This is a genomic window from Affinundibacterium baiyunense, from assembly GCF_018139645.1.
Taxonomy (GTDB): domain Bacteria; phylum Pseudomonadota; class Gammaproteobacteria; order Burkholderiales; family Burkholderiaceae_D; genus Undibacterium; species Undibacterium baiyunense.
On sequence record NZ_JAGSPM010000007.1, the window covers coordinates 187,050 to 207,557 of the forward strand.

Genomic DNA, 20,508 nt, shown 5'->3' on the forward strand with positions numbered 1-20,508 from the left:
TGTGTGTTTCAATTTTCAAGTCGCGATTCAAAACTTAATTTAGGCGATTTGTGTTTGTTGTATTTTGCCGCGCACTAGTTCTAGCAATTCAAGCGGCGAATCTAAAATCGCGTCCGCTTTCCAATGGGTAGGCTCAGTCGCACCGCAGTAGCCCCAAGCCGCAGCAATACTCGTCATTCCAGCGGCTTGCGCTGCTTGCATATCACGTAAATCGTCGCCAACATACCAGCAATCCGTCGTAGTAATCCCAATCCGTCTTGCAGCTTCCAAGAGTGGTTCTGGATGCGGCTTTGCATGTGCAGTTGTGTCACCCGAGATCACACAAGCTGCTTTTTCTAAACTGATCAGCGGAATTAGTGGCGTGGTAAATCTTGCTGCTTTGTTTGTAATGATGCCCCATGTGACGTCAAGATTTTCTAAGCCGGAAATCAGTTCTCTCACGCCAGAAAATAATTTACTTTGAGCTGCAATCGCAGATTCGTAGTTGGCAAGAAATTCTACACGCATTGCTTCATATTCAGCATGATCTGGGGTTATCTGAAATGCCGCCCCAATTAGTCCACGTGCACCAGCAGAGGCGAATGGTCTTAAGCTAAGGTAGGGTGCTGGCTCTAAGCCACGTCTAATACGCATTAAGTTGACCGCTGCAGCGAGGTCGGGTGCGGTATCTGCTAAGGTGCCGTCGAGGTCAAATAAAACAGCTTTTGGTGTAATCATAGTGGGCGAGTGCAGGCAACTAGATAGTTAACGCTAGTATCTTGATTGAGTGAATAAATTTTGCTGATTGGGTTGTAGCTCATGCCTTTCATGGCATCAACGATCAGTCCGGCGTTGCGAATGTCTTGTGTTAGCTCCGCTGGTGTGATGAACTTTTCATAATCATGTGTACCTTTCGGTAGCATTTGTAAAAGATATTCGGCGCCAATGATCGCAAACAGATAGGCTTTAGGATTACGATTGATCGTTGAGAAAAACACTTTTCCACCGGGTTTGACCAAGCTTGCGCAGGCACGAATTATTGAAGATGGATCGGGCACGTGTTCTAACATTTCCATGCATGTTACAACGTCGTACTGTCCAGCTTCTCGCTCTGCAATTTCTTCAGCCGCAATTTTCTCGTATCGAACTTGGACGCCAGATTCAAGGCTGTGTAGATCGGCAACTTTAAGCGCTTTCTCGGACAAATCGATACCAGTGACCTGCGCATTTTTCTTTGCCATTGATTCGGCTAATATGCCACCGCCGCAACCAATATCGATGACTTTTTTTCCTGCTAAAGGCGCTAAGTTGTTGATCCATTCTAATCGTAAGGGATTGATCTCATGCAAAGGTTTAAATTCTGAGCTGGGATCCCACCAACGATGCGCCAAGTCACTGAATTTTTGAATTTCAGAGGGATCGACATTGCTTGCAGCATGGTTCGAAGTGTTTATTGTCATAGTAGAATTCGCTAATGTTCAAAGTCCGTTGCGTTGCTTATCAAATTGGGTCTGTTTAATAACGCGCTATTTTAGAGTAAATAAGGATGGAAGTTGTTTTAACCAGAGTTTGCTGCAAAAGAAATTCTAGCTTCTTTGATTGCCAATAAAAAAACCCGCCGAAGCGGGTTTTTTTTATGTAAATCAGTCAGACTTATTTATTGATTGTACGTGTACCAACCACTTCGATTTCAACGCGGCGGTTTTTAGCACGACCTTCTTTTGTTTTGTTATCTGCAACTGGTTGTTTTTCGCCTTTGCCTTCAGAGAAAACACGCTTTGCATCAATGCCACGGCTGATGATGTAAGCCTTCACTGCTTCAGAGCGGCGAATAGACAATTTTTGGTTGTATTCGTCTGTGCCAACAGAGTCTGTGTGACCAACAGCAACGATTACTTCCAAGTTCACATCTTTCAACTTGGATGTCATGTCGTCCAGTTTTACTTTAGCTTCTGGCTTCAAAATTGCTTTGTCGAAGTCAAAGAAAGCATCTGCTGCAAAAGTTACTTTTTCAGAAGTCGGCACAGGTGCTGGTGCCGGTGCTGGCGGTGGTGGCGGAGGAGCAACTGGCGCTGGTGGAGGCGGAGGTGCCACTGGTGTTGGAGGTGCCAATGGCAAATCACAACCTGCTACTGCATCTGCAGGTGTGTAGTAGCCAGTGCGCCAGCACAAACCGAATGGATCGCGCACGATAATGCCACGTGCATCCTGAACATACGCGCTATATGGAGTGTTGGCTTTGATATCAGTAATCGTTTGTGCCGATGCAGCAAATGATGCAACAGCCGATGCTGCAATCGCGAGCTTGACTAAAAGTTTCATATATTTTTCCTCGGTTGAGAATAATCGCAGTTGAACTGCGTTAAAAGATGCAAAAATGCAAGATACAAAATCTGTAACAGTAGAATTTTATCACGTGCTCGATGACAACAGTGTGACTGTCATAGCAGAATTATTCTAAATCAATGAATACCTTGTGCGATGCGACAGAAAGAGTTTGCCACAAGTCCACTTTGTTGAACTCAATTCGTCTTCGCTCTAATTAGAGTCTGCGATGTTTATGTCTTTTTTTGGCAACAGGATTTTTGTAGTAGGTGCCGTCGATAGGAATGTGGTTTTGTAATGTCGAGTTTGTGGTGGTGTTGATAGTTTTTTATTGGTGAGTCTTGCATCCGTCGGTGATGCAGTCTTTTCAAGCTATAAAAACCCTAATTTCATATAGTAGCCGTGCTAAAATGAACAGTTGAATACTAAATCCCAAAAAGAGGTTGCGTAAGCAGCGCTTGAGATTTAGTTAGCATATGTAGGTCTTCCGCCAGCCTCGTGCTGGCTTGTTATTTTAACCAAGCTTACTGCTGCATTTTTAAGCAAATATTTAAGCAATTAGACAAGTCTGACCGCCAATGGATCAATTCGCAAAAGAAACACTCCCGATTTCCCTTGAAGAAGAAATGCGCAAGAGCTACCTAGATTACGCCATGAGCGTGATCGTAGGTCGTGCTTTGCCGGATGTGCGTGATGGTTTAAAGCCTGTGCATAGACGCGTGTTGTTCGCGATGCATGAAATGAATAACGTCTACAACCGCCCATTCGTCAAATGTGCGCGTGTGGTCGGTGAAGTCATGGGTAAGTATCACCCGCATGGCGATGCTTCCATTTACGATACCTTAGTGCGTATGGCGCAGGACTTTTCCTTGCGTTACACGCTGGTGGATGGTCAAGGTAACTTCGGTTCTGTCGATGGCGACAATGCGGCAGCGATGCGTTATACCGAATGTCGCTTGGATAAAATCGCGAATGAAATTTTGGCAGACATCGACAAAGAAACCGTCGATTTTGTGCCTAATTACGATGGTAAAGAAAAAGAACCATCCGTTTTGCCAACCCGTATTCCGAATCTGTTGATCAATGGTTCTTCCGGTATTGCGGTTGGTATGGCGACCAATATTCCGCCGCACAATATCACTGAAATCATCAACGGCGCGTTGCATGTATTGCGTAACCCAGAATGCACGATTGATGAATTGATTGAAATCATTCCGGCACCAGATTTCCCGACTGCAGGTTTGATTTACGGCGTATCCGGTGTGCGTGATGGTTATCGTACTGGCCGTGGTCGTGTTGTGATGCGTGCAAAAACGCACTTTGAAGAATTTGGTAAAGAAGGTCGTACTGCGATCATCGTTGATGAGTTGCCGTACCAAGTCAATAAAAAATCCTTGTTGGAGCGTATCGCTGAAAACGTTCGCGATAAAAAGCTCGAGGGTATCTCTGATATCCGCGATGAATCCGATAAGTCGGGTATGCGCGTTGTGATCGAATTGAAGCGCGGTGAAGTTCCTGAAGTCGTCCTGAATAATTTGTACAAACAAACGCAATTGCAAGATACGTTTGGTATGAATATGGTGGCTTTGGTGAATGGTCAACCGAAGTTGTTGAACTTGAAGCAAATGCTGGAATGCTTCTTGTCGCATCGTCGCGAGGTAGTCACACGCCGCACAGTATTTGAATTGCGCAAAGCGCGTGATCGTGGTCATGTATTGGAAGGTTTGGCAGTTGCCTTGGCAAATATCGACGATTTCATCGCAATTATTAAAGCGGCACCAACGCCACCGATCGCGAAACAAGAGTTGATGACACGCGCTTGGGATAGCTCTATGGTGCGTGAAATGTTGACGCGCACAGCAGCTGATAATCCAGGCGGTATCGAAGCATTCCGTCCTGAGAGTTTGCCTAAGCACTATGGTATCCAGCCAGATGGTTTGTATAAATTGTCTGACGATCAAGCGCAAGAGATTTTGCAAATGCGTTTGCAACGCTTGACCGGTTTGGAACAAGATAAAATCGTCAATGAATATAAAGATGTGATGGCAGAGATCGCTGATCTGTTGGATATTTTGTCTAAGCCAGAGCGCGTCACTGTCATCATTACCGATGAAATGACAGCCTGCATGAACGAATACGGCATCGGCAATAAAGATGCACGTCGTTCTGAAATCGTCTTGAATGCAACCGACTTAGAAACCGAAGATTTGATTACCCCTGTTGATATGGTTGTCACCTTATCGCACACTGGTTATATGAAGTCACAACCATTGTCCGAATATCGAGCGCAAAAACGGGGTGGACGTGGTAAGCAAGCAGCCGCGACAAAGGATGACGATTGGATCGAACAACTCTTCGTCGCGAATACCCATGATTACATCTTGTGCTTCTCGAACCGTGGCCGTATGTACTGGTTGAAAGTGTATGAAGTTCCGCAAGGTTCACGTAATTCACGTGGTAAGCCGATTGTGAATATGTTCCCATTGCAAGAGGGCGAAAAGATTACGGTGATCTTGCCATTGTCTGGTGATAATCGTAGCTTCCCTGAAGATCATTATGTCTTCATGTCGACCAGCCTTGGTACCGTAAAGAAAACGCCATTGACTGATTTCAGTAATCCTCGCAAGGCGGGCATTATTGCTGTTGATCTGGATGAAGGTGACTTCTTGATCGGCGCAGCTTTGACCGACGGTAAGCACGACGTGATGCTGTTCTCCGATGCGGGCAAGGCCGTGCGTTTTGATGAGAATGATGTGCGTCCTATGGGGCGTACCGCACGTGGTGTGCGCGGTATGAATCTGGAAGAAGGTCAACAAGTCATCGCCTTGTTGGTCGCAGAAAATGAACAACAATCCGTTTTGACGGCAACTGAAAATGGCTTCGGCAAACGCACGCCAATTACGGAATACACACGTCATGGCCGCGGTACCAAAGGCATGATTGCCATCCAAACTTCAGAGCGTAACGGTAAAGTCGTTGCCGCGACCTTGGTCGAACCAACTGATGAAATCATGTTGATTACCACTGGTGGCGTGTTGATCCGTACCCGTGTCTCTGAAATCCGTGAAATGGGTCGCGCGACACAAGGTGTGACTTTGATTGCGGTGGAAGATGGCACTAAACTTTCTGGTTTGCAGCGTATTGTGGAAACGGATGCTGATCCGGAAGTTGAAGGTGGTGATGCAAGCAGTGACGCAGCTGTCGAAGAATAATCGTAGGGTGGGCGCGGTTTACGTGCCCACGCGTTACGCTTAAATTACTTCGGAAAATATTGAAATAAATCTCCGGCGTTTGCCGGAAGCGTGGGCACAGAAATCGTGCCCACCTTACGTTTAATACTACGGTTTGAAAACCATGACGACGATCTACAATTTCTCAGCCGGCCCAGCCGTCTTACCTAAAGAAGTCTTGCAACAGGCAGCGAATGAAATGTTAGATTGGCATGGCAGCGGCATGTCGGTGATGGAAATGAGTCATCGTGGTCCAGAATTTATGTCTATCTTGGCGCAAGCCCAAGCCGATTTGCGCGACCTATTGAACGTTCCTGCTAACTATAAAATCTTGTTTTTGCAGGGCGGTGGTCTCGGCGAAAACGCGATTATTCCTATGAATTTGGTCGGGCGTAAAACACAGCCTGCAACCATTGATTTTATTCACACCGGATCTTGGAGTGGAAAGTCGATTAAGGAAGCGCAAAAATACGCAAACGTGAATGTTGCGGCGTCGAGCCAAGCGACGGGTTTTGACGTCGTTCCAAACCCAAGCAGTTGGCAATTGAGTGCTGATCCCGCGTACGTGCATGTGTGTACCAACGAGACTATAGATGGCGTCGAATATCATTTTGTCCCGGACGTCGCGGCGCGAACCAATAATGCCCCTTTAGTAGCCGACATGTCCTCGCATATTTTGTCGCGCGAGATTGATTTTGCTAAATATGGTGTGATTTTTGGTGGTGCACAAAAGAACATTGGCCCTGCAGGTTTGACCTTGGTTATTGTGCGTGAAGATTTGTTAGGCTCTGCCTTATCCATTTGCCCGTCTGCCTTTGATTGGAAAAATGTGGCGGACAATGATTCCATGTATAACACGCCACCGACCTATTCCATTTATATCGCTGGCTTAGTGTTCCAATGGTTGAAGCGACAGGGTGGCGTAGCGGCGATGGAGCGTCAAAATATCGCGAAAGCCAATTTGCTGTATGACTTTTTGGATAGTACCGACTTCTATGTGACGAAAGTCGCGAAAGAATTCCGTTCTCGCATGAACGTGCCTTTCTATTTGAAAGACGAGTCCTTAAATGCCGCGTTTTTGACAGCCGCGAAAGAACGTGGTTTGTTGCAGTTGAAAGGACATAAATCAGTCGGCGGCATGCGCGCCTCGATTTATAACGCAATGCCGATCGAAGGCGTGCAGGCTTTAGTGGCGTTTATGCGGGATTTTGCGACGCAGAATACTTTTAAGAGTTAGGATTCATGATGGGCGTTGATGTTGCGTGAATCAATGAACGGCACGAAGAAAAGCAGGAGGTTTTCGATTCTCAACAGGTAATCTCGAAGCTTGCGATGACTACATGGCCAAAGCTGTCGGATTCTTTTTGTTTACGGTTTGTTGATTGCGCAGGGGACACGATTTTTAATCAAGCGCAGATAAGATTATTACTTGAAGAATTGCGGAGCGAGGCGAAAAAACAAGACGATTCGAAATTTCGTGAGCACTTAGAGAAAGTAATCCGATTTGTTGAACGATCAATCGATCAATTACATACTTATATTAAATTTAAGGGCGACTAGTTTGTAGGGCGGGTGAAACCCGCGCCGCCAGAATTTCGAGCTTGTAAGCAGCGCGGGTTGCACCCGCCCTACATTTGAGCTTTTTGTTGGATCGCTTGGATATAAACAAAATTCATCTGCATCATCAGCCCTTTCTTCGCATGGTACCCACCATCACCTAGAAACCGTGGCGCTGATGAATCAAGTCAAAAGCTTGAATAAGATTGATAGTCTTACTTAATATTTTTCATTGAAACTTTGTGCTTCAATGAATTTTGTAGGGCTTACGCAAAATTGTGCTGGCTAGGCGCGGAGCCGAAGACAGTACGCATGTACGGCGAGGTGAACGCAACAACGCCAGCGTCTGTTTTGCGTAAGACCTATCCCAAAACGGTTTTTAGGTTTTTAAATGAACGACAATAAATTACTTCCTCTTAGAGAGAAAATCGATGCGATTGATGCGGCGATTTTAGAGTTGCTGAATCAACGTGCTAAAGTTGCGCAAGAAGTTGGGCATGTGAAGGCAGAGACCAATGCGCCCGTGTTTCGACCCGAGCGTGAGGCACAGGTCTTGCGCAATATGGCTGCAAAAAATACCGGCCCTTTGCTGAATGAAGATATTCAATTAATTTTCCGTGAAGTGATGTCCGCCTGTCGCGCGCTAGAGCGGCGTGTGGTGGTGGCATTCTTGGGTCCCGTTGGTACTTTTAGCGAGCAAGCGGTGTATAAGCAATTCGGTCACGCGATCGAAGCTTTGCCTTGCATTTCTATCGACGAAGTATTCCGTGCGACCGAAGCAGGTACAGCCGATTTTGGCGTGGTGCCGATCGAAAATTCTTCTGAGGGCGCTATTAATCGCACTCTCGATTTGCTATTGCAAACGAGTCTGGCGATTAGTGGCGAAGTCGCGATTCCTGTGCAGCATAGCTTGATGAGTAAGTCCGGTACGATGGAAGGTGTGACGCGTATCTGTGCACACTCGCAAGCACTGGCGCAGTGTCAAGCTTGGCTCAATCAACATTACCCGCACGTTGAGCGACAAGCCGTTGCCTCTAATGCCGAAGCCGCGCGTATGGCGAGTGCCGATTACAGCGTGGCGGCGATTGCGAGTGAAATCGCCGGCCATCAATACAATCTGGGAATTGTCAATGCGCATATTCAAGACGATCCACATAACCGCACGCGCTTTGCGGTGGTGGGGCGTTTGAATACGACGCCTAGCGGCAAGGATCAAACCTCTATCGTGTTAGCAACGCCGAACAAGGCAGGTGCTGTTTACAATTTGTTGGCTCCTCTGTCCAAGCACGGTGTATCAATGACACGCTTCGAATCACGTCCGGCACGCACAGGCAATTGGGAATATTACTTCTACGTTGATGTCGAGGGGCATGCAATGGATGCCAAGGTCAAAGCGGCGATGGAGGAGTTGAATCAGGATGCGGCTTTTTTTAAAATTCTTGGATCGTATCCTTGCACGGTTTGAGGTGAGGATAGGTGCAGGTTGCACCCACACTACACGACGAATGAAATTTTGAATGAATAGGTTCGAATAACATTCCCTCTCCCGCAAGCGGGAGAGGGCTAGGGTGAGGGTGGCTCAGAAATTACGAGTCGAATTCAGGAGTATGTTTATCGTCGCTCTTGATTTCTATGTTCCTAAGTATTGTTCTGGAATCTGAATCACCCTCATCCCCAACCCTTCTCCCGCTTGCGGGAGAAGGGAGCAGTCAAAACGTGTTCTAATAAAATAATTGTTGATAGTGATTTTAAAAATGAAGAATGATGAGACGTCTGTACGTCCACTCTTTAACAAAGTTGTTCTGATCGGCGTTGGTTTAATCGGCGGCTCCTTCGCTTTGTCATTAAAAAAAGCGAACGCAGTAACGCATGTCGTCGGATTAGACCGCCACTTAGCTTCTTTGGAGAGCGCGAAGCAGCTAAATATTATCGACAGCTTTACCGACGATACCGCATCCGCCGTGCTAGATGCAGATTTGATTGTGATCGCGACACCAGTTGCTCAAACTGAAAAGATACTCAGCGCGATTTATCCGTATTTGAGGGCGAACACTTTAGTCACAGATGTTGGCAGCACTAAAGCCGATGTAGTACGTGCTGCACGAAATGCCTTGCATGAAAAAATCGCGCAATTTGTCCCAGCACATCCAATTGCCGGGCGCGAAAAAAATGGGCCTGAAGCAGCTATCGATGATTTGTATGTTGGCAAAAAAGTCGTGATTACACGTCTAGCAGAAAATAGTGATCAAGTAGTTGAATTGCTTGCGCAAGCATGGCGTTTATGTGGCGCGATTATTCATTATTTAAGTCATAAAGAACACGACCAAGTGTTCGCCTCAGTGAGCCATTTGCCGCATCTGTTGGCCTATGCTTTAGTAGATGATATCGCTGCAAAACCGCACGTGGATCGCTTGTTTCAATATGCAGCAAGTGGCTTTCGAGATTTCACACGTATTGCGGGGTCTTCGCCAGAGATGTGGCGCGATATTAGTCTGGCTAATCGTGATGCCATTTTGGAAGAGTTAGATTCTTATAGCGCCAAATTAAAACAATTGCGAGCAAGTTTAGAAGCTAATGATAGCGCTGCTTTAGAAGCAATTTACAGTCGTGCACAAACCGCGCGGCTAAATTGGATTACAGCGATCGAAGCAGCAGAAGCACAGTATAGAGATGGCGGCGATTAAATAGGTATAAGTAGGTATAAGTAGAATTAAATAACTTACGCCGTGCGCATCGAGGTGATTGGTTAAAAAAAAGGTGTGTACAGCCCACACTACGCGAATAGATTTTGTTGTATTTAAAATAGAGAAAAAGCATGAAAGAACACAGCAAACGTTACCCACCATATCTTGACTTACATCCCGTGATGAAAGTGCAGGGCACAGTCCGCTTGCCGGGTTCTAAGAGTATTTCGAATCGGATCTTGTTGTTGGCGGCCTTGTCTAAAGGCACAACACGGATCCATGATTTGCTCGCATCCGACGACACGATGGTGATGTTGAATGCACTGCAAAAACTCGGCGTACATTGGACCCAAGAAGGTGATACGCACAACTATACGGTGATCGGTGCGAATGGCGTTTTTCCGAACCATCAAGCGGATTTATTTATGGGCAATGCGGGTACCGCAATTCGACCGCTAGTGGCTGCACTTGCAGTCCTAGGTGGCGATTACACCGTACATGGGGTGGCTCGCATGCATGAGCGCCCGATTGGTGATTTGGTCGATGCTTTAAATGCCGTGGGTGCGCAGATTGATTACACAGGCAATCCTGGCTATCCACCGTTGCACATCATGCGCGGGCATATCCATGCGCAGAAGATGCAAGTGAAGGGCAATGTTTCTAGCCAATTTTTAACCGCGTTGTTGATGGCTTCACCACTTGCTGCACAGCATAGTGATGTGGTGATTGAAGTGGTGGGCGATTTAATTTCTAAACCCTACATCGAAATTACACTGAATTTGATGGCACGCTTTGGTGTCGAAGTCGTGCGCGATGGTTGGCAGCGTTTCACGATTAAAGCAGGCCAGCATTATGTCTCGCCTGGCCTGGTGTATGTGGAAGGAGATGCTTCTTCAGCATCGTATTTCTTAGCTGCTGGTGCGATCGCGGGTGGGCCGATTCGAGTTGAAGGCGTTGGCAGAAATAGCATACAAGGCGATGTCCGTTTTGCTGAGGCGCTAGAAAAAATGGGCGCCAAAATCACCATGGGGGATAATTGGATTGAGGCGGAAACTCAAGGCTCACTAAATTCCATTGATATGGATTTTAACCATATTCCCGATGCGGCGATGACGATCGCAATCGCTGCTTTGTATGCGAACGGCACCACGACTTTGCGCAATATCGAGAGTTGGCGCGTTAAAGAAACTGATCGGATTGTGGCAATGGCAACAGAATTGCGCAAACTTGGCGCGATTGTTGAGGAAGGTCAAGACTTTATGACGGTCACGCCACCAGTCGAACTTGCGCCAGCGACGATAGATACCTATGATGATCACAGAATGGCGATGTGTTTTTCATTGGCAAGCTTAGATGGTGTTGCGCGCCGAGGTGCAGCGATGCGGATTAATGATCCTAAGTGCGTTGCTAAAACTTTTCCCGACTTCTTTGAAGCTTTTATGAAGATCAAATACGAGGATTTATTTTGAACGGTTCTACCAATATTCCTGTCATTAGTATTGATGGTCCTACCGCTTCCGGTAAAGGTACGGTCGCGCATCGTGTGGCGAAGCAGTTGGGTTTTCATTACCTCGATTCCGGAGCGCTGTATCGTTTGACCGCCTTGTCCGCGATACGTCATGGGATCGATTTATGGGAAGAGCAACAAATTGCTGATTTGGCACGTGTATTGCCATGTCGATTTGAAAAAGGTCATGTATTTCTCGCTGGTGACGATGTGACGGATGCGGTAAGGCAAGAGGTAATTGGCGTTGCTGCCTCGAAAATCGCTGTTTTGCCATTGGTTCGAAGAGCCTTGGTCGAGCTGCAAGTGTCGTTTCGACAAGCACCTGGTTTGGTTGCTGATGGGCGTGATATGGGCACGGTGATCTTCCCAGATGCAATCCAAAAGGTCTTTTTGACAGCAAGTGTGGAAGCGCGTGCAAATCGTCGCTATAAGCAATTGATTGAAAAGGGTTTTCCTGCTAATATGGAAGACTTGGTAAAAGATTTGGCAGAACGTGATGCTCGCGACATGGCTCGCACAGAAGCGCCTCTCAAACCCGCACCAGGCGCGTTTATCTTAGATACGTCTCATATCACTGCGAATGAAGCAGTGCATCAGATACTTAGTCTCTACACAAACGCTGTTCGCGAAGCTCGATAAATCCGATTATGGGGCGCATTGCGTTGTAGGTGTTGCAAATTCGATCCTCGCAGTACTTGAATATTGCTGAACGAATTTGACGCCTAGTATTGCAATCCTAATATCGAATTTCTAGAGCTCGCAAAAAGAAATTCCATGATGAAGTTTCGTCTGCTTGATTCTTGGATTTTTTTATTTGGTTCTCATTTAGGCGCAAAGTCTGAATGAGTTTGTTTAACTCAACCCGGTAAATAGACCTTTTGTCCTATTCCGGCTAACTCGTAAATATTATGTCTACAGTCTACATGTCTCAAGATTTCGCAACTGGTGCAGATAGCTTCGCAGCTTTGTTCGAAGAGTCTTTGTCACGCCAAGATATGCGCTCCGGTGAAGTGATTTCTGCCGAAGTCGTTCGCATCGACCACAACTTCGTGATCGTGAACGCAGGCCTCAAATCTGAAGCCTTTATTCCTGTTGAAGAATTCAAAAACGACCAAGGTGAATTGGAAGTTAACATCGGTGATTTCGTATCCGTAGCGATCGAATCATTGGAAAACGGTTTCGGCGACACAATCTTGTCCCGCGACAAAGCAAAACGTTTGGCATCATGGCTCGCGCTCGAAAAAGCGCTGGAGTCTGGCGAAATGGTTGTTGGTACAGTCAATGGCAAAGTAAAAGGTGGTTTGACAGTTCTCACGAACGGCATCCGCGCTTTCTTGCCAGGTTCTTTGGTTGATACACGCCCAGTTAAGGATACAACTCCTTACGAAGGCAAAACTATGGAATTCAAAGTTATCAAGCTCGACCGTAAGCGTAACAACGTTGTGTTGTCACGTCGTGCAGTTGTTGAAGCTTCTATGGGTGAAGAACGTCAAAAATTGATGGAAAACCTGAAAGAAGGCACAGTGGTTACTGGCTTGGTTAAAAACATCACTGACTACGGTGCGTTCGTTGATTTGGGCGGCATCGATGGCTTGTTGCACATCACTGATTTGGCATGGCGCCGTGTACGTCACCCATCTGAAGTTCTCACAGTGGGTCAAGAAATCACTGCGAAGATCCTCAAGTTTGATCAAGAGAAAAACCGTGTTTCTCTCGGCGTTAAACAATTGGGCGACGATCCTTGGACAGGTTTGGCACGTCGTTACCCAGCAAACACACGTTTGTTCGGTAAAGTGACTAACTTGACAGACTACGGTGCGTTCGTTGAAGTTGAACAAGGTATCGAAGGTTTGGTTCACGTTTCTGAAATGGATTGGACAAACAAAAACGTTGCTCCAAACAAAGTTGTTCAATTGGGCGACGAAGTTGAAGTTATGGTATTGGAAATCGACGAAGAACGTCGTCGTATCAGCTTGGGCATGAAACAGTGCAAAGCAAATCCATGGGATGACTTCTCCTTGAACTTCAAAAAAGGCGACAAAGTTAAAGGCGCGATCAAGTCTATCACTGACTTCGGCGTGTTCATTGGCTTGACAGGCAACATCGACGGTTTGGTGCATTTGTCTGATTTGTCTTGGAACGAAACAGGTGAAGAAGCAGTTCGTCGCTTCAAGAAAGGTGACGAGTTGGAAGCAGTTGTGTTGGCGATCGACGTTGAACGTGAACGCGTTTCTCTCGGCGTAAAACAATTGGAAGGCGACCCATTCAACAACTACTGCGCAATGAATGACAAAGGCGCATTGGTGACTGGTACAGTTAAATCTGTTGAAGCTAAAGGCGCAGTAATTCAATTGGCTGACGAAGTTGAAGGCTACTTGCGTGCATCTGAAATCTCCCGCGATCGCGTCGAAGATGCTGGTACACACTTGAAAGTTGGCGACACAGTTGAAGCATTGGTATTGAATATCGATCGTAAAGCACGTGGTATCCAATTGTCTATCAAGGCAAAAGATACAGCGGATACACAAGAAGCAATGGCAAAAATGTCGACAGACTCTAATGCTGCTTCTGGCACAACAAGCCTCGGTGCTTTGTTGAAAGCTAAGCTCGATAACAAAAACTAAGCAACGACCTAGTCAAAGGCTTCATTTATGACCAAGTCAGAGCTAATTGCTCGTCTGGCCGAGCGGTATCCACAACTGGTAGCAAAAGATGTGGATATCGCCGTCAAAACTATTTTGGATGCGATGTCTGATTCACTGGCTACTGGCCAGCGAATTGAGATTCGTGGCTTTGGTAGTTTCGCTTTGAATAGCCGTCCACCGCGTATCGGTCGTAACCCTAAGTCGGGTGATAAAGTGATGGTGCCTGAAAAACGGGTGCCGCATTTTAAACCTGGTAAAGAATTGCGAGAGCGGGTCGATGCGACTGTCGGTCAGCCCATACTGCGTGACTAAGTTGTTAGCAGTTGTGGAAAAAAGTGAGTAATTTGCACTAAGAAAACAAAACGGCATAAGGGATTTCCCGATATGCCGTTTTTTTTCACGTACAATTTCACATATTCATTTTCGTCTTGTATGTTCTTTGTGATTCGAGATCGGAGAGTTTTTTTGACCGATAGAAAAGGACATCCGTTGACGTTTATTTGTAAATAGGTCACTTAGGTTAACCATGAAAATTATTTCTAAAATTATTTGGCTGTTGGTATTTATCGCTTTTTTAGGGTTTGCATTAAAGAACGATAAAATCGTCACGCTTGAGTATTTCTGGGGCTATCAACAATCGGCACCTTTAGTGATTTTATTGTTGTGCTTTTTTGTCGCTGGAGCGGTGTTTTGTTTGTTAGCGATGACACCCATGGTGTTTCGTCATCGTCGTGATATATCGCGTCATAAAAAGACAATCGCCGAGATCGAAAAAGAGCGACAACAGGAACAAGCTGCGGCAAATCAAGCACCTAATCCTGATGCCGTTTCTAATCCTATTCGTAACTCTTAAAATCAATATTTAACCCCCACTGAGACCCGTCATTATGGAATTTGAAATCTGGTGGTTACTAGGTATTCCGCTCTTCTTTAGCTTGGGTTGGATTGCAGCCCGCATCGATATTCGGCAGCTTATTTCTGAATCGAGTAGCCTACCAAAAGGTTACTTCAAAGGTTTAAATTTTTTGCTCAACGAGCAGCCTGACAAAGCAATTGATGCTTTTATCGAGATACTTAGACTCAATCCAGAAACGGTTGAATTGCATTTCGCACTTGGCAATTTATTCCGGCGTCGTGGTGAGACTGAACGCGCAATTCGCGTACATCAAAACTTATTATCCCGTCCTGACTTGCCAGTTGAACAGCAAACGCAAGCCATGTTTGAACTGGGACAAGATTACTTGAAAGCTGGATTGCTTGATCGTGCCGAAGAGACTTTTAATCAGCTCGTTGCTGGTCAATATGCGATTCCGGCGCGAAAAGCTTTGCTCGAAATTTATCAACGAGAAAAAGAATGGTTGCGCGCGATTGATGCTGCACATGCTTTGCAAGAGTCAGGTGCTGGCGGTCGGCAAAAAGAGATTGCTCAATTTTACTGTGAAATTGCGCAAGATGAGTTGGTGCATACGCACCCAGAAGCAGCGATGGCCATGTTAGAGAAAGCTACCGCAACTGATAGGCATAATGTGCGAGCAGCTATTTTGACAGGTGACATCCATTTGGTTAAAGGTGATATTGAGCAAGCGGTATTGGCGTGGCGTCGAGTGGAGCAGCAAAGCGTGCCACATGTGGCTTTAGTCGCACAACGATTGATGGATGGCTATCGCAAGTTAGAACGCCCGCACGAAGGTCTCAATTTGTTGAAATCCTATCTAGCAGAAGCACCCTCTATCGACTTGCTAGAAGTCGTGTTCAAAGCAACTTTAGAGTTGGAGAGTGTTGCCGAGGCCAATCAATTAGTAAGTAATGAATTACGCCGCACGCCCACTTTATTGGGGCTCGACAAACTACTTGATGCGCGCATGATGACAGCCCCTCCTGAAGTACTTCCAGAGTTATCAATTGTTAAAAATCTGGTTAGTGGATACGCGCAGAAATTCACGCGTTACCAATGCACCCACTGCGGGTTTAAAGCTCGTCAATTTTACTGGCAATGTCCGGGATGCAGTAAGTGGGAAACTTATCCACCGCGTCGTACTGAAGAGCTCAATGTCATGAATTAAATTGACGAATAAAAAGTTAGTCAACGCATCGCGAGTTATGGGGGCGAGCGCGCGGTGATAATGGTTTGAATCTACATTTCGCACCTATGCGCTTCGGCTTCTTTCACAGTTAAATAGATTAATTACGGATTTGTTTTAAAAAATGAAAATAACAATTATTGGTACAGGTTATGTCGGCTTGGTGACGGGAGCATGTTTGGCTGAAGTCGGACATGATGTATTTTGTTTGGATGTCGATCAACGCAAAATCGCTATTTTGAATAGTGGAGGCATTCCTATTCACGAGCCAGGTTTAGATGAGGTGGTGGCGCGTAATGTTGCAGCTGGACGTCTGCGTTTTTCGACGGATGTTGAAGCTAGCGTGGCGCATGGCGATGTGCAGTTCATCGCAGTGGGAACACCGCCAGATGAAGATGGTTCTGCGGATCTGCAATACGTGGTCGCTGCGGCGCGCAATATTGGTAAGTACATGACTGGTTTTAAAGTTGTGGTTGATAAGTCGACGGTGCCTGTAGGCACTGCGGATCGGGTATCTGCAGCGATTGCTGAAGAACTCAAGTTACGTCAGTCTGCCTTGGATTTTGCCGTTACCTCCAATCCTGAGTTTTTGAAAGAAGGTGCTGCGGTAGCGGATTTTATGAAACCGGATCGCCTAGTGATTGGGCATGCTAACGATGCGCAAGGCCTACGTGCACAACAAGTGATGCGCGAAGTGTATGCAAGCTTTGAATCTGTCGGACATAAAATTTATTGGATGGATGTACGTTCTGCAGAGTTTACAAAATATGCCGCGAATGCCATGTTAGCGACGCGCATTTCGTTTATGAATGAATTGGCGAATTTGGCGGACAAAGTTGGTGTCGATATCGACGCGGTCCGTCAAGGAATTGGCTCTGATCCTCGCATCGGGCCAGGATTTTTGATGGCAGGTTGTGGCTACGGCGGCTCTTGTTTTCCGAAAGATGTACAAGCTTTAGTAAAGACTTCGCAAGAATATGACTATGAGCTAAAAATCTTGCGAGCAGTTGAAGAAGTCAATGAAAATCAAAAATATGTGTTAGGAGATAAGATTTTTGCAAAGTATGGCAAGAATCTACAAGGACTCAAGTTTGCGCTGTGGGGATTAGCATTTAAGCCTGATACCGACGATATGCGTGCAGCATCGTCGCGCGTATTAATTCAAGAATTGTTGCGAGCCGGTGCGCACATCGTTGCGTTTGATCCCGTCGCAAAAGAGGAGGCGCAGCGCGTGTTGGCTTTGGATTTTGCTGATGCACCTGCGTTGTTGAATCAGATTCATTTTGCTAGCGATGCACAATCCGCATTGTCGGACGCAGATGCTCTGGTGATTGTGACTGAATGGAAAATTTTCCGCTCTGCCGAATTAGAAACGATCAAATCAATATTGAAGCATCCTGTTATTTTCGATGGACGTAATTTGTTCGACCCACGTACAGTGAAATCATTGGGTATGGAATACTATCCGATTGGACGTGCTGTATTGAGTCATTAATCTGCTCTCAACTTATTGAAATCAAATGAAGATGACCACACAGAAGCGTATTTTGGTTGCTGGCGATGTGATGTTAGATCGTTATTGGTTCGGTGAAGTAAATCGAATTTCTCCTGAAGCGCCAGTGCCGATTGTGCGAGTAGAGCGTCGTGAAGAGCGCCTAGGCGGTGCGGCAAATGTGGCGCGTAATGCGGTGGCTCTTGGCGTTGAAACCAGCTTGCTAGGCGTGATTGGCGAAGATGAAGCAGGACAGAGTGTTGAAGCGCTTTTGAGTGAAGTTGGAATTCATAGCTATCTTAATCACGACCCCTGTATCTCAACGATTATTAAGTTACGCGTGATTGGAAGACAGCAACAATTAATTCGTATTGATTTTGAAGAAAAGCCCACTGCACAAATTTTGCAGGATAAATTGTCACGATTTAATAGCTTGATTGCAGATCACGACGTAATCGTACTATCTGATTACGCCAAGGGTAGTTTGGTCAATGTGGCGACGATGATTGCGCATGCGAAGCAGTTGGGGAAATATGTTTTGGTTGATCCTAAGGGAAGTGATTATTCGATTTATCGCGGTGCTAGTTTGTTAACGCCAAATAAATCAGAATTGCGCCAAATTATTGGTGAGTGGAAAGACGAGGCTGACTTAACTTTAAAAGCACAATCGCTGCGTAAAGAACTCGATATAGCAGCCTTACTGTTGACCAGATCAGAAGAGGGGATGACCTTATTTACCGATGAGGAAATTCTGCATGTGCCTGCGATGGCGCGTGAGGTGTTTGATGTATCTGGCGCTGGAGATACTGTAATCGCAACAGTTGCCGCGATGTTAGCAGAGGATAAAAGCTTGCACGATGCCGTGCTGATTGCAAATCAAGCTGGTGGTATCGTTGTTGGTAAATTGGGTACAGCAACCGTAACAAGAGAAGAATTATTCCAAAATAAGTAGATTTTTAATAAATTTAATGTATTATGTATTTGCAATAATAAATTTGCATGTGAAGTTTTTTATTGTTGCTCAATTCAGGTCAATTTATTGAATTATTTTGGGAGCTTACGATGTTGAAAAAGATCATTTTTGCAGTTGCAAGTTTGTGTGTAAGTGTTTGTTTTGCGTTTGCTGATGTGGATGTAAATAAAGCAGATCAAGCTGCACTTGACGGTATTAAAGGGATAGGGCCAGCAAAGTCCAAACTTATTTTGGCTGAGAGAGCAAAGGGTGGAAATTTTAAAGATTGGGCAGATTTTGAAAGTCGCGTTAAAGGTATCGGTGAGAAGAGTGCAATGAAATTGTCAGATGCAGGTTTAACTGTGAACGGACAAGCGCGTGCTGTTGCAAAAAAAGACGACACCAGCGATAAAGCGGCCAATCAAGCGAAAGCGAAAACGACCAAATAGCATTGATCTAATTGATGTTTGAAATTAAATAAAAACCTTACTTCATCGAAGTAAGGTTTTTTTCAATCTGTTGTCAGTTTTTGTTCCAATTATCTAGCAATTTTGTTTGCGCCTTAGTTTGTTTTAAATCTAGAGAAACAAGTTGATTTCTGCAGAAAACGTGTACAAGTATTAGAATATGAATTTGTGTTTCCATTACGCCTTATTACTATGAGTTATATAACCATTGAAGACACCATAGGGAATACTCCCTTGGTTCGTTTGCAGCGTTTGCCTAGCCTTGAAGCGACACGTCGAAATAATATTATTTTGGGTAAGTTGGAGGGTAATAACCCTGCAGGTTCGGTTAAGGATCGTCCCGCCTTGTCGATGATTCGACGCGCTGAACAACGAGGGCAAATTAAGCCGGGTGACACTTTAATCGAAGCAACGAGTGGTAATACTGGCATTGCCTTAGCAATGGCTGCGGCGATGCGTGGCTATAAGATGGTGTTGCTGATGCCTGAACATTTGAGTATCGAACGTCGTCAAAGCATGGCCGCTTATGGCGCACAAATTGTGTTAACACCACAAGCTGGTGGAATGGAAACAGCGCGAGATTTGGCCGAGAAGATGCAAAAAGAAGGCAAAGGTGTGATTTTGGATCAGTTTGCAAATCCAGATAATCCGTTAGCGCACTACGAAAGCACGGGGCCGGAGATTTGGCGGGATACCAATGGGCAAGTGACCCATTTTGTTAGTGCGATGGGAACTACTGGCACCATAATGGGAGTTTCTCGATTCTTAAAAGAGCAAAATCAACAAGTACAAATTATTGGTGTGCAACCCGAAGATGGTGCACAAATTCCAGGTATACGAAAATGGCCAGAGGCATATCTGCCGCAGATTTATCAACATGAATTAGTTGATTCTGTTGAATCGGTGAGTCAGGCCAGCGCGGAGGCAATGGCGAGAAGATTGGCAGTGGAAGAAGGTATTTTTTGCGGCATTTCTGCTGCGGGAGCTTGTGAAGTTGCCTTAAGAATTGCAGAAACAGTCGAAAATTCGACGATCGTTTTTATCGTGTGTGATCGGGGAGATCGTTATTTATCAACAGGTGTGTTTCCTGCTTGAGTTGTAGTGTGTTTCCTCTGATTGTTGTTTGATAGCAACGAGAAAATAAAAAATCGAAGTCAGTATTGAGCTGATCTTCGATTTTTTAACTAAACCTAGATTTAAATCTAAATTTTTATTTAAGTTTTAGCCGTTATTTGCAGTGTCTTTAGGCTTGAATTGCTTGTCGCTGATGCGGAATTTTGCGCGGCGATCACCCATCAATGCGCGTAAATCTTTGATGCTGACATCGCTGATTTCATGCATACGGATCAATAAAGATGCGCCAACAGGTAAACGACGATGACGGATTTTACTGATAACTGGTGGCGCAACTTCTAGGGCTCTAGAGAGTGCAGCGTCATTTTTTAGATGCAATTGTTTGATCAAAGTATCCAAAAGATTATTTGGATCGTAGTCGATTTCATCTGATTCTAATTGTGTCAAGTTTGGCATTATTACCTCATTGTTGATGATTATTAAGTGTGCAGGAGGGTGCAGTAATCAATTATTTA

At 45.5% G+C, this 20,508-nt stretch carries 18 protein-coding genes; 14 read left to right on the top strand and 4 right to left on the bottom strand.

Annotated elements, in window-relative coordinates; genetic code table 11:
- Positions 1–39 precede the first annotated feature (39 nt).
- The 3 genes from KDM92_RS12875 to ompA form a co-directional block, all read right to left on the bottom strand.
- A complete protein-coding gene (locus KDM92_RS12875) occupies positions 40–717 on the bottom strand; it encodes an HAD family hydrolase (protein ID WP_212684865.1) in 678 nt (225 codons plus the stop codon).
- On the bottom strand, positions 714–1,439 hold the full coding sequence (gene ubiG, locus KDM92_RS12880; protein WP_212684866.1) for a bifunctional 2-polyprenyl-6-hydroxyphenol methylase/3-demethylubiquinol 3-O-methyltransferase UbiG: 726 nt from the start codon (positions 1,437–1,439) through the stop codon (positions 714–716). The genes KDM92_RS12875 and ubiG overlap by 4 nt, the downstream gene beginning before the upstream one ends.
- Before the next feature lie 193 nt (positions 1,440–1,632).
- On the bottom strand, positions 1,633–2,301 hold the full coding sequence (gene ompA, locus KDM92_RS12885; RefSeq protein ID WP_212684867.1) for an outer membrane protein OmpA: 669 nt from the start codon (positions 2,299–2,301) through the stop codon (positions 1,633–1,635).
- Positions 2,302–2,882: 581 nt separating this feature from the next.
- On the opposite strand from ompA, the gene gyrA reads away from it, so the two are divergent.
- The 14 genes from gyrA to cysM all read left to right on the top strand — a co-directional run bounded on the left by gyrA (position 2,883) and on the right by cysM (position 20,014).
- Positions 2,883–5,516: a DNA gyrase subunit A gene (gyrA, locus tag KDM92_RS12890; RefSeq protein WP_212684868.1), complete on the top strand. Its 2,634-nt coding sequence runs from the start codon at positions 2,883–2,885 to the stop codon at positions 5,514–5,516.
- 142 nt (positions 5,517–5,658) lie between these two features.
- Positions 5,659–6,771 carry a 3-phosphoserine/phosphohydroxythreonine transaminase gene (serC, locus tag KDM92_RS12895; protein WP_212684869.1) on the top strand — a complete coding sequence of 371 codons (1,113 nt, stop codon included), beginning with the start codon at positions 5,659–5,661 and terminating at the stop codon, positions 6,769–6,771.
- A 711-nt stretch (positions 6,772–7,482) separates the two neighbouring features.
- The gene (gene pheA, locus KDM92_RS12900; protein ID WP_212684870.1) at positions 7,483–8,556 is read left to right on the top strand and encodes a prephenate dehydratase; all 1,074 of its coding nucleotides are present in this window, start codon (positions 7,483–7,485) and stop codon (positions 8,554–8,556) included.
- A gap of 289 nt (positions 8,557–8,845) precedes the next feature.
- Positions 8,846–9,775 carry a prephenate dehydrogenase gene (locus KDM92_RS12905; RefSeq protein WP_212684871.1) on the top strand — a complete coding sequence of 310 codons (930 nt, stop codon included), beginning with the start codon at positions 8,846–8,848 and terminating at the stop codon, positions 9,773–9,775.
- 131 nt (positions 9,776–9,906) lie between these two features.
- Positions 9,907–11,244, top strand: a complete 1,338-nt coding sequence (gene aroA / locus KDM92_RS12910) for a 3-phosphoshikimate 1-carboxyvinyltransferase (RefSeq protein WP_212684872.1) — start codon at positions 9,907–9,909, stop codon at positions 11,242–11,244.
- Positions 11,241–11,921: a (d)CMP kinase gene (cmk, locus tag KDM92_RS12915; protein WP_212684873.1), complete on the top strand. Its 681-nt coding sequence runs from the start codon at positions 11,241–11,243 to the stop codon at positions 11,919–11,921. Before aroA ends, cmk begins: the two co-directional genes overlap by 4 nt.
- Positions 11,922–12,190: 269 nt before the next feature.
- Positions 12,191–13,906 carry a 30S ribosomal protein S1 gene (gene rpsA / locus KDM92_RS12920; protein WP_230408340.1) on the top strand — a complete coding sequence of 572 codons (1,716 nt, stop codon included), beginning with the start codon at positions 12,191–12,193 and terminating at the stop codon, positions 13,904–13,906.
- A 27-nt stretch (positions 13,907–13,933) separates the two neighbouring features.
- The gene (locus KDM92_RS12925) at positions 13,934–14,239 is read left to right on the top strand and encodes an integration host factor subunit beta (RefSeq protein WP_186916709.1); all 306 of its coding nucleotides are present in this window, start codon (positions 13,934–13,936) and stop codon (positions 14,237–14,239) included.
- A 214-nt stretch (positions 14,240–14,453) separates the two neighbouring features.
- Positions 14,454–14,780, top strand: coding sequence for a LapA family protein (locus KDM92_RS12930; protein ID WP_212684874.1), 327 nt, complete (start codon positions 14,454–14,456; stop codon positions 14,778–14,780).
- A 34-nt stretch (positions 14,781–14,814) separates the two neighbouring features.
- On the top strand, positions 14,815–15,990 hold the full coding sequence (lapB, locus tag KDM92_RS12935) for a lipopolysaccharide assembly protein LapB (protein WP_212684875.1): 1,176 nt from the start codon (positions 14,815–14,817) through the stop codon (positions 15,988–15,990).
- A 142-nt stretch (positions 15,991–16,132) separates the two neighbouring features.
- Positions 16,133–17,503, top strand: a complete 1,371-nt coding sequence (locus KDM92_RS12940) for a UDP-glucose dehydrogenase family protein (protein ID WP_212684876.1) — start codon at positions 16,133–16,135, stop codon at positions 17,501–17,503.
- 31 nt (positions 17,504–17,534) lie between these two features.
- A complete protein-coding gene (rfaE1, locus tag KDM92_RS12945; RefSeq protein ID WP_230408341.1) occupies positions 17,535–18,452 on the top strand; it encodes a D-glycero-beta-D-manno-heptose-7-phosphate kinase in 918 nt (305 codons plus the stop codon).
- 110 nt (positions 18,453–18,562) lie between these two features.
- Positions 18,563–18,901 (top strand): ComEA family DNA-binding protein, encoded by a 339-nt coding sequence (locus KDM92_RS12950; protein ID WP_212684878.1) that lies wholly within the window; start codon positions 18,563–18,565, stop codon positions 18,899–18,901.
- Positions 18,902–19,111: 210 nt separating this feature from the next.
- Positions 19,112–20,014, top strand: coding sequence for a cysteine synthase CysM (gene cysM, locus KDM92_RS12955; protein ID WP_212684879.1), 903 nt, complete (start codon positions 19,112–19,114; stop codon positions 20,012–20,014).
- 126 nt (positions 20,015–20,140) lie between these two features.
- On the opposite strand, the gene KDM92_RS12960 is transcribed toward cysM, so the two are convergent.
- Positions 20,141–20,449, bottom strand: coding sequence for a hypothetical protein (locus KDM92_RS12960; protein ID WP_212684880.1), 309 nt, complete (start codon positions 20,447–20,449; stop codon positions 20,141–20,143).
- Positions 20,450–20,508 lie beyond the last annotated feature (59 nt).

Coding starts and splice junctions, on each gene's coding strand:
- cysM (WP_212684879.1), top strand. CDS start 19,112: ATGAGTTATATAACCATTGAAGACACCATAGGGAATACTCCCTTGGTT.
- KDM92_RS12940 (WP_212684876.1), top strand. CDS start 16,133: ATGAAAATAACAATTATTGGTACAGGTTATGTCGGCTTGGTGACGGGA.
- KDM92_RS12930 (WP_212684874.1), top strand. CDS start 14,454: ATGAAAATTATTTCTAAAATTATTTGGCTGTTGGTATTTATCGCTTTT.
- rpsA (WP_230408340.1), top strand. CDS start 12,191: ATGTCTACAGTCTACATGTCTCAAGATTTCGCAACTGGTGCAGATAGC.
- KDM92_RS12875 (WP_212684865.1), bottom strand. CDS start 717: ATGATTACACCAAAAGCTGTTTTATTTGACCTCGACGGCACCTTAGCA.
- serC (WP_212684869.1), top strand. CDS start 5,659: ATGACGACGATCTACAATTTCTCAGCCGGCCCAGCCGTCTTACCTAAA.
- pheA (WP_212684870.1), top strand. CDS start 7,483: ATGAACGACAATAAATTACTTCCTCTTAGAGAGAAAATCGATGCGATT.
- gyrA (WP_212684868.1), top strand. CDS start 2,883: ATGGATCAATTCGCAAAAGAAACACTCCCGATTTCCCTTGAAGAAGAA.
- ompA (WP_212684867.1), bottom strand. CDS start 2,301: ATGAAACTTTTAGTCAAGCTCGCGATTGCAGCATCGGCTGTTGCATCA.
- KDM92_RS12960 (WP_212684880.1), bottom strand. CDS start 20,449: ATGCCAAACTTGACACAATTAGAATCAGATGAAATCGACTACGATCCA.
- lapB (WP_212684875.1), top strand. CDS start 14,815: ATGGAATTTGAAATCTGGTGGTTACTAGGTATTCCGCTCTTCTTTAGC.
- KDM92_RS12905 (WP_212684871.1), top strand. CDS start 8,846: ATGAAGAATGATGAGACGTCTGTACGTCCACTCTTTAACAAAGTTGTT.
- rfaE1 (WP_230408341.1), top strand. CDS start 17,535: ATGACCACACAGAAGCGTATTTTGGTTGCTGGCGATGTGATGTTAGAT.
- KDM92_RS12950 (WP_212684878.1), top strand. CDS start 18,563: ATGTTGAAAAAGATCATTTTTGCAGTTGCAAGTTTGTGTGTAAGTGTT.
- aroA (WP_212684872.1), top strand. CDS start 9,907: ATGAAAGAACACAGCAAACGTTACCCACCATATCTTGACTTACATCCC.
- KDM92_RS12925 (WP_186916709.1), top strand. CDS start 13,934: ATGACCAAGTCAGAGCTAATTGCTCGTCTGGCCGAGCGGTATCCACAA.
- ubiG (WP_212684866.1), bottom strand. CDS start 1,439: ATGACAATAAACACTTCGAACCATGCTGCAAGCAATGTCGATCCCTCT.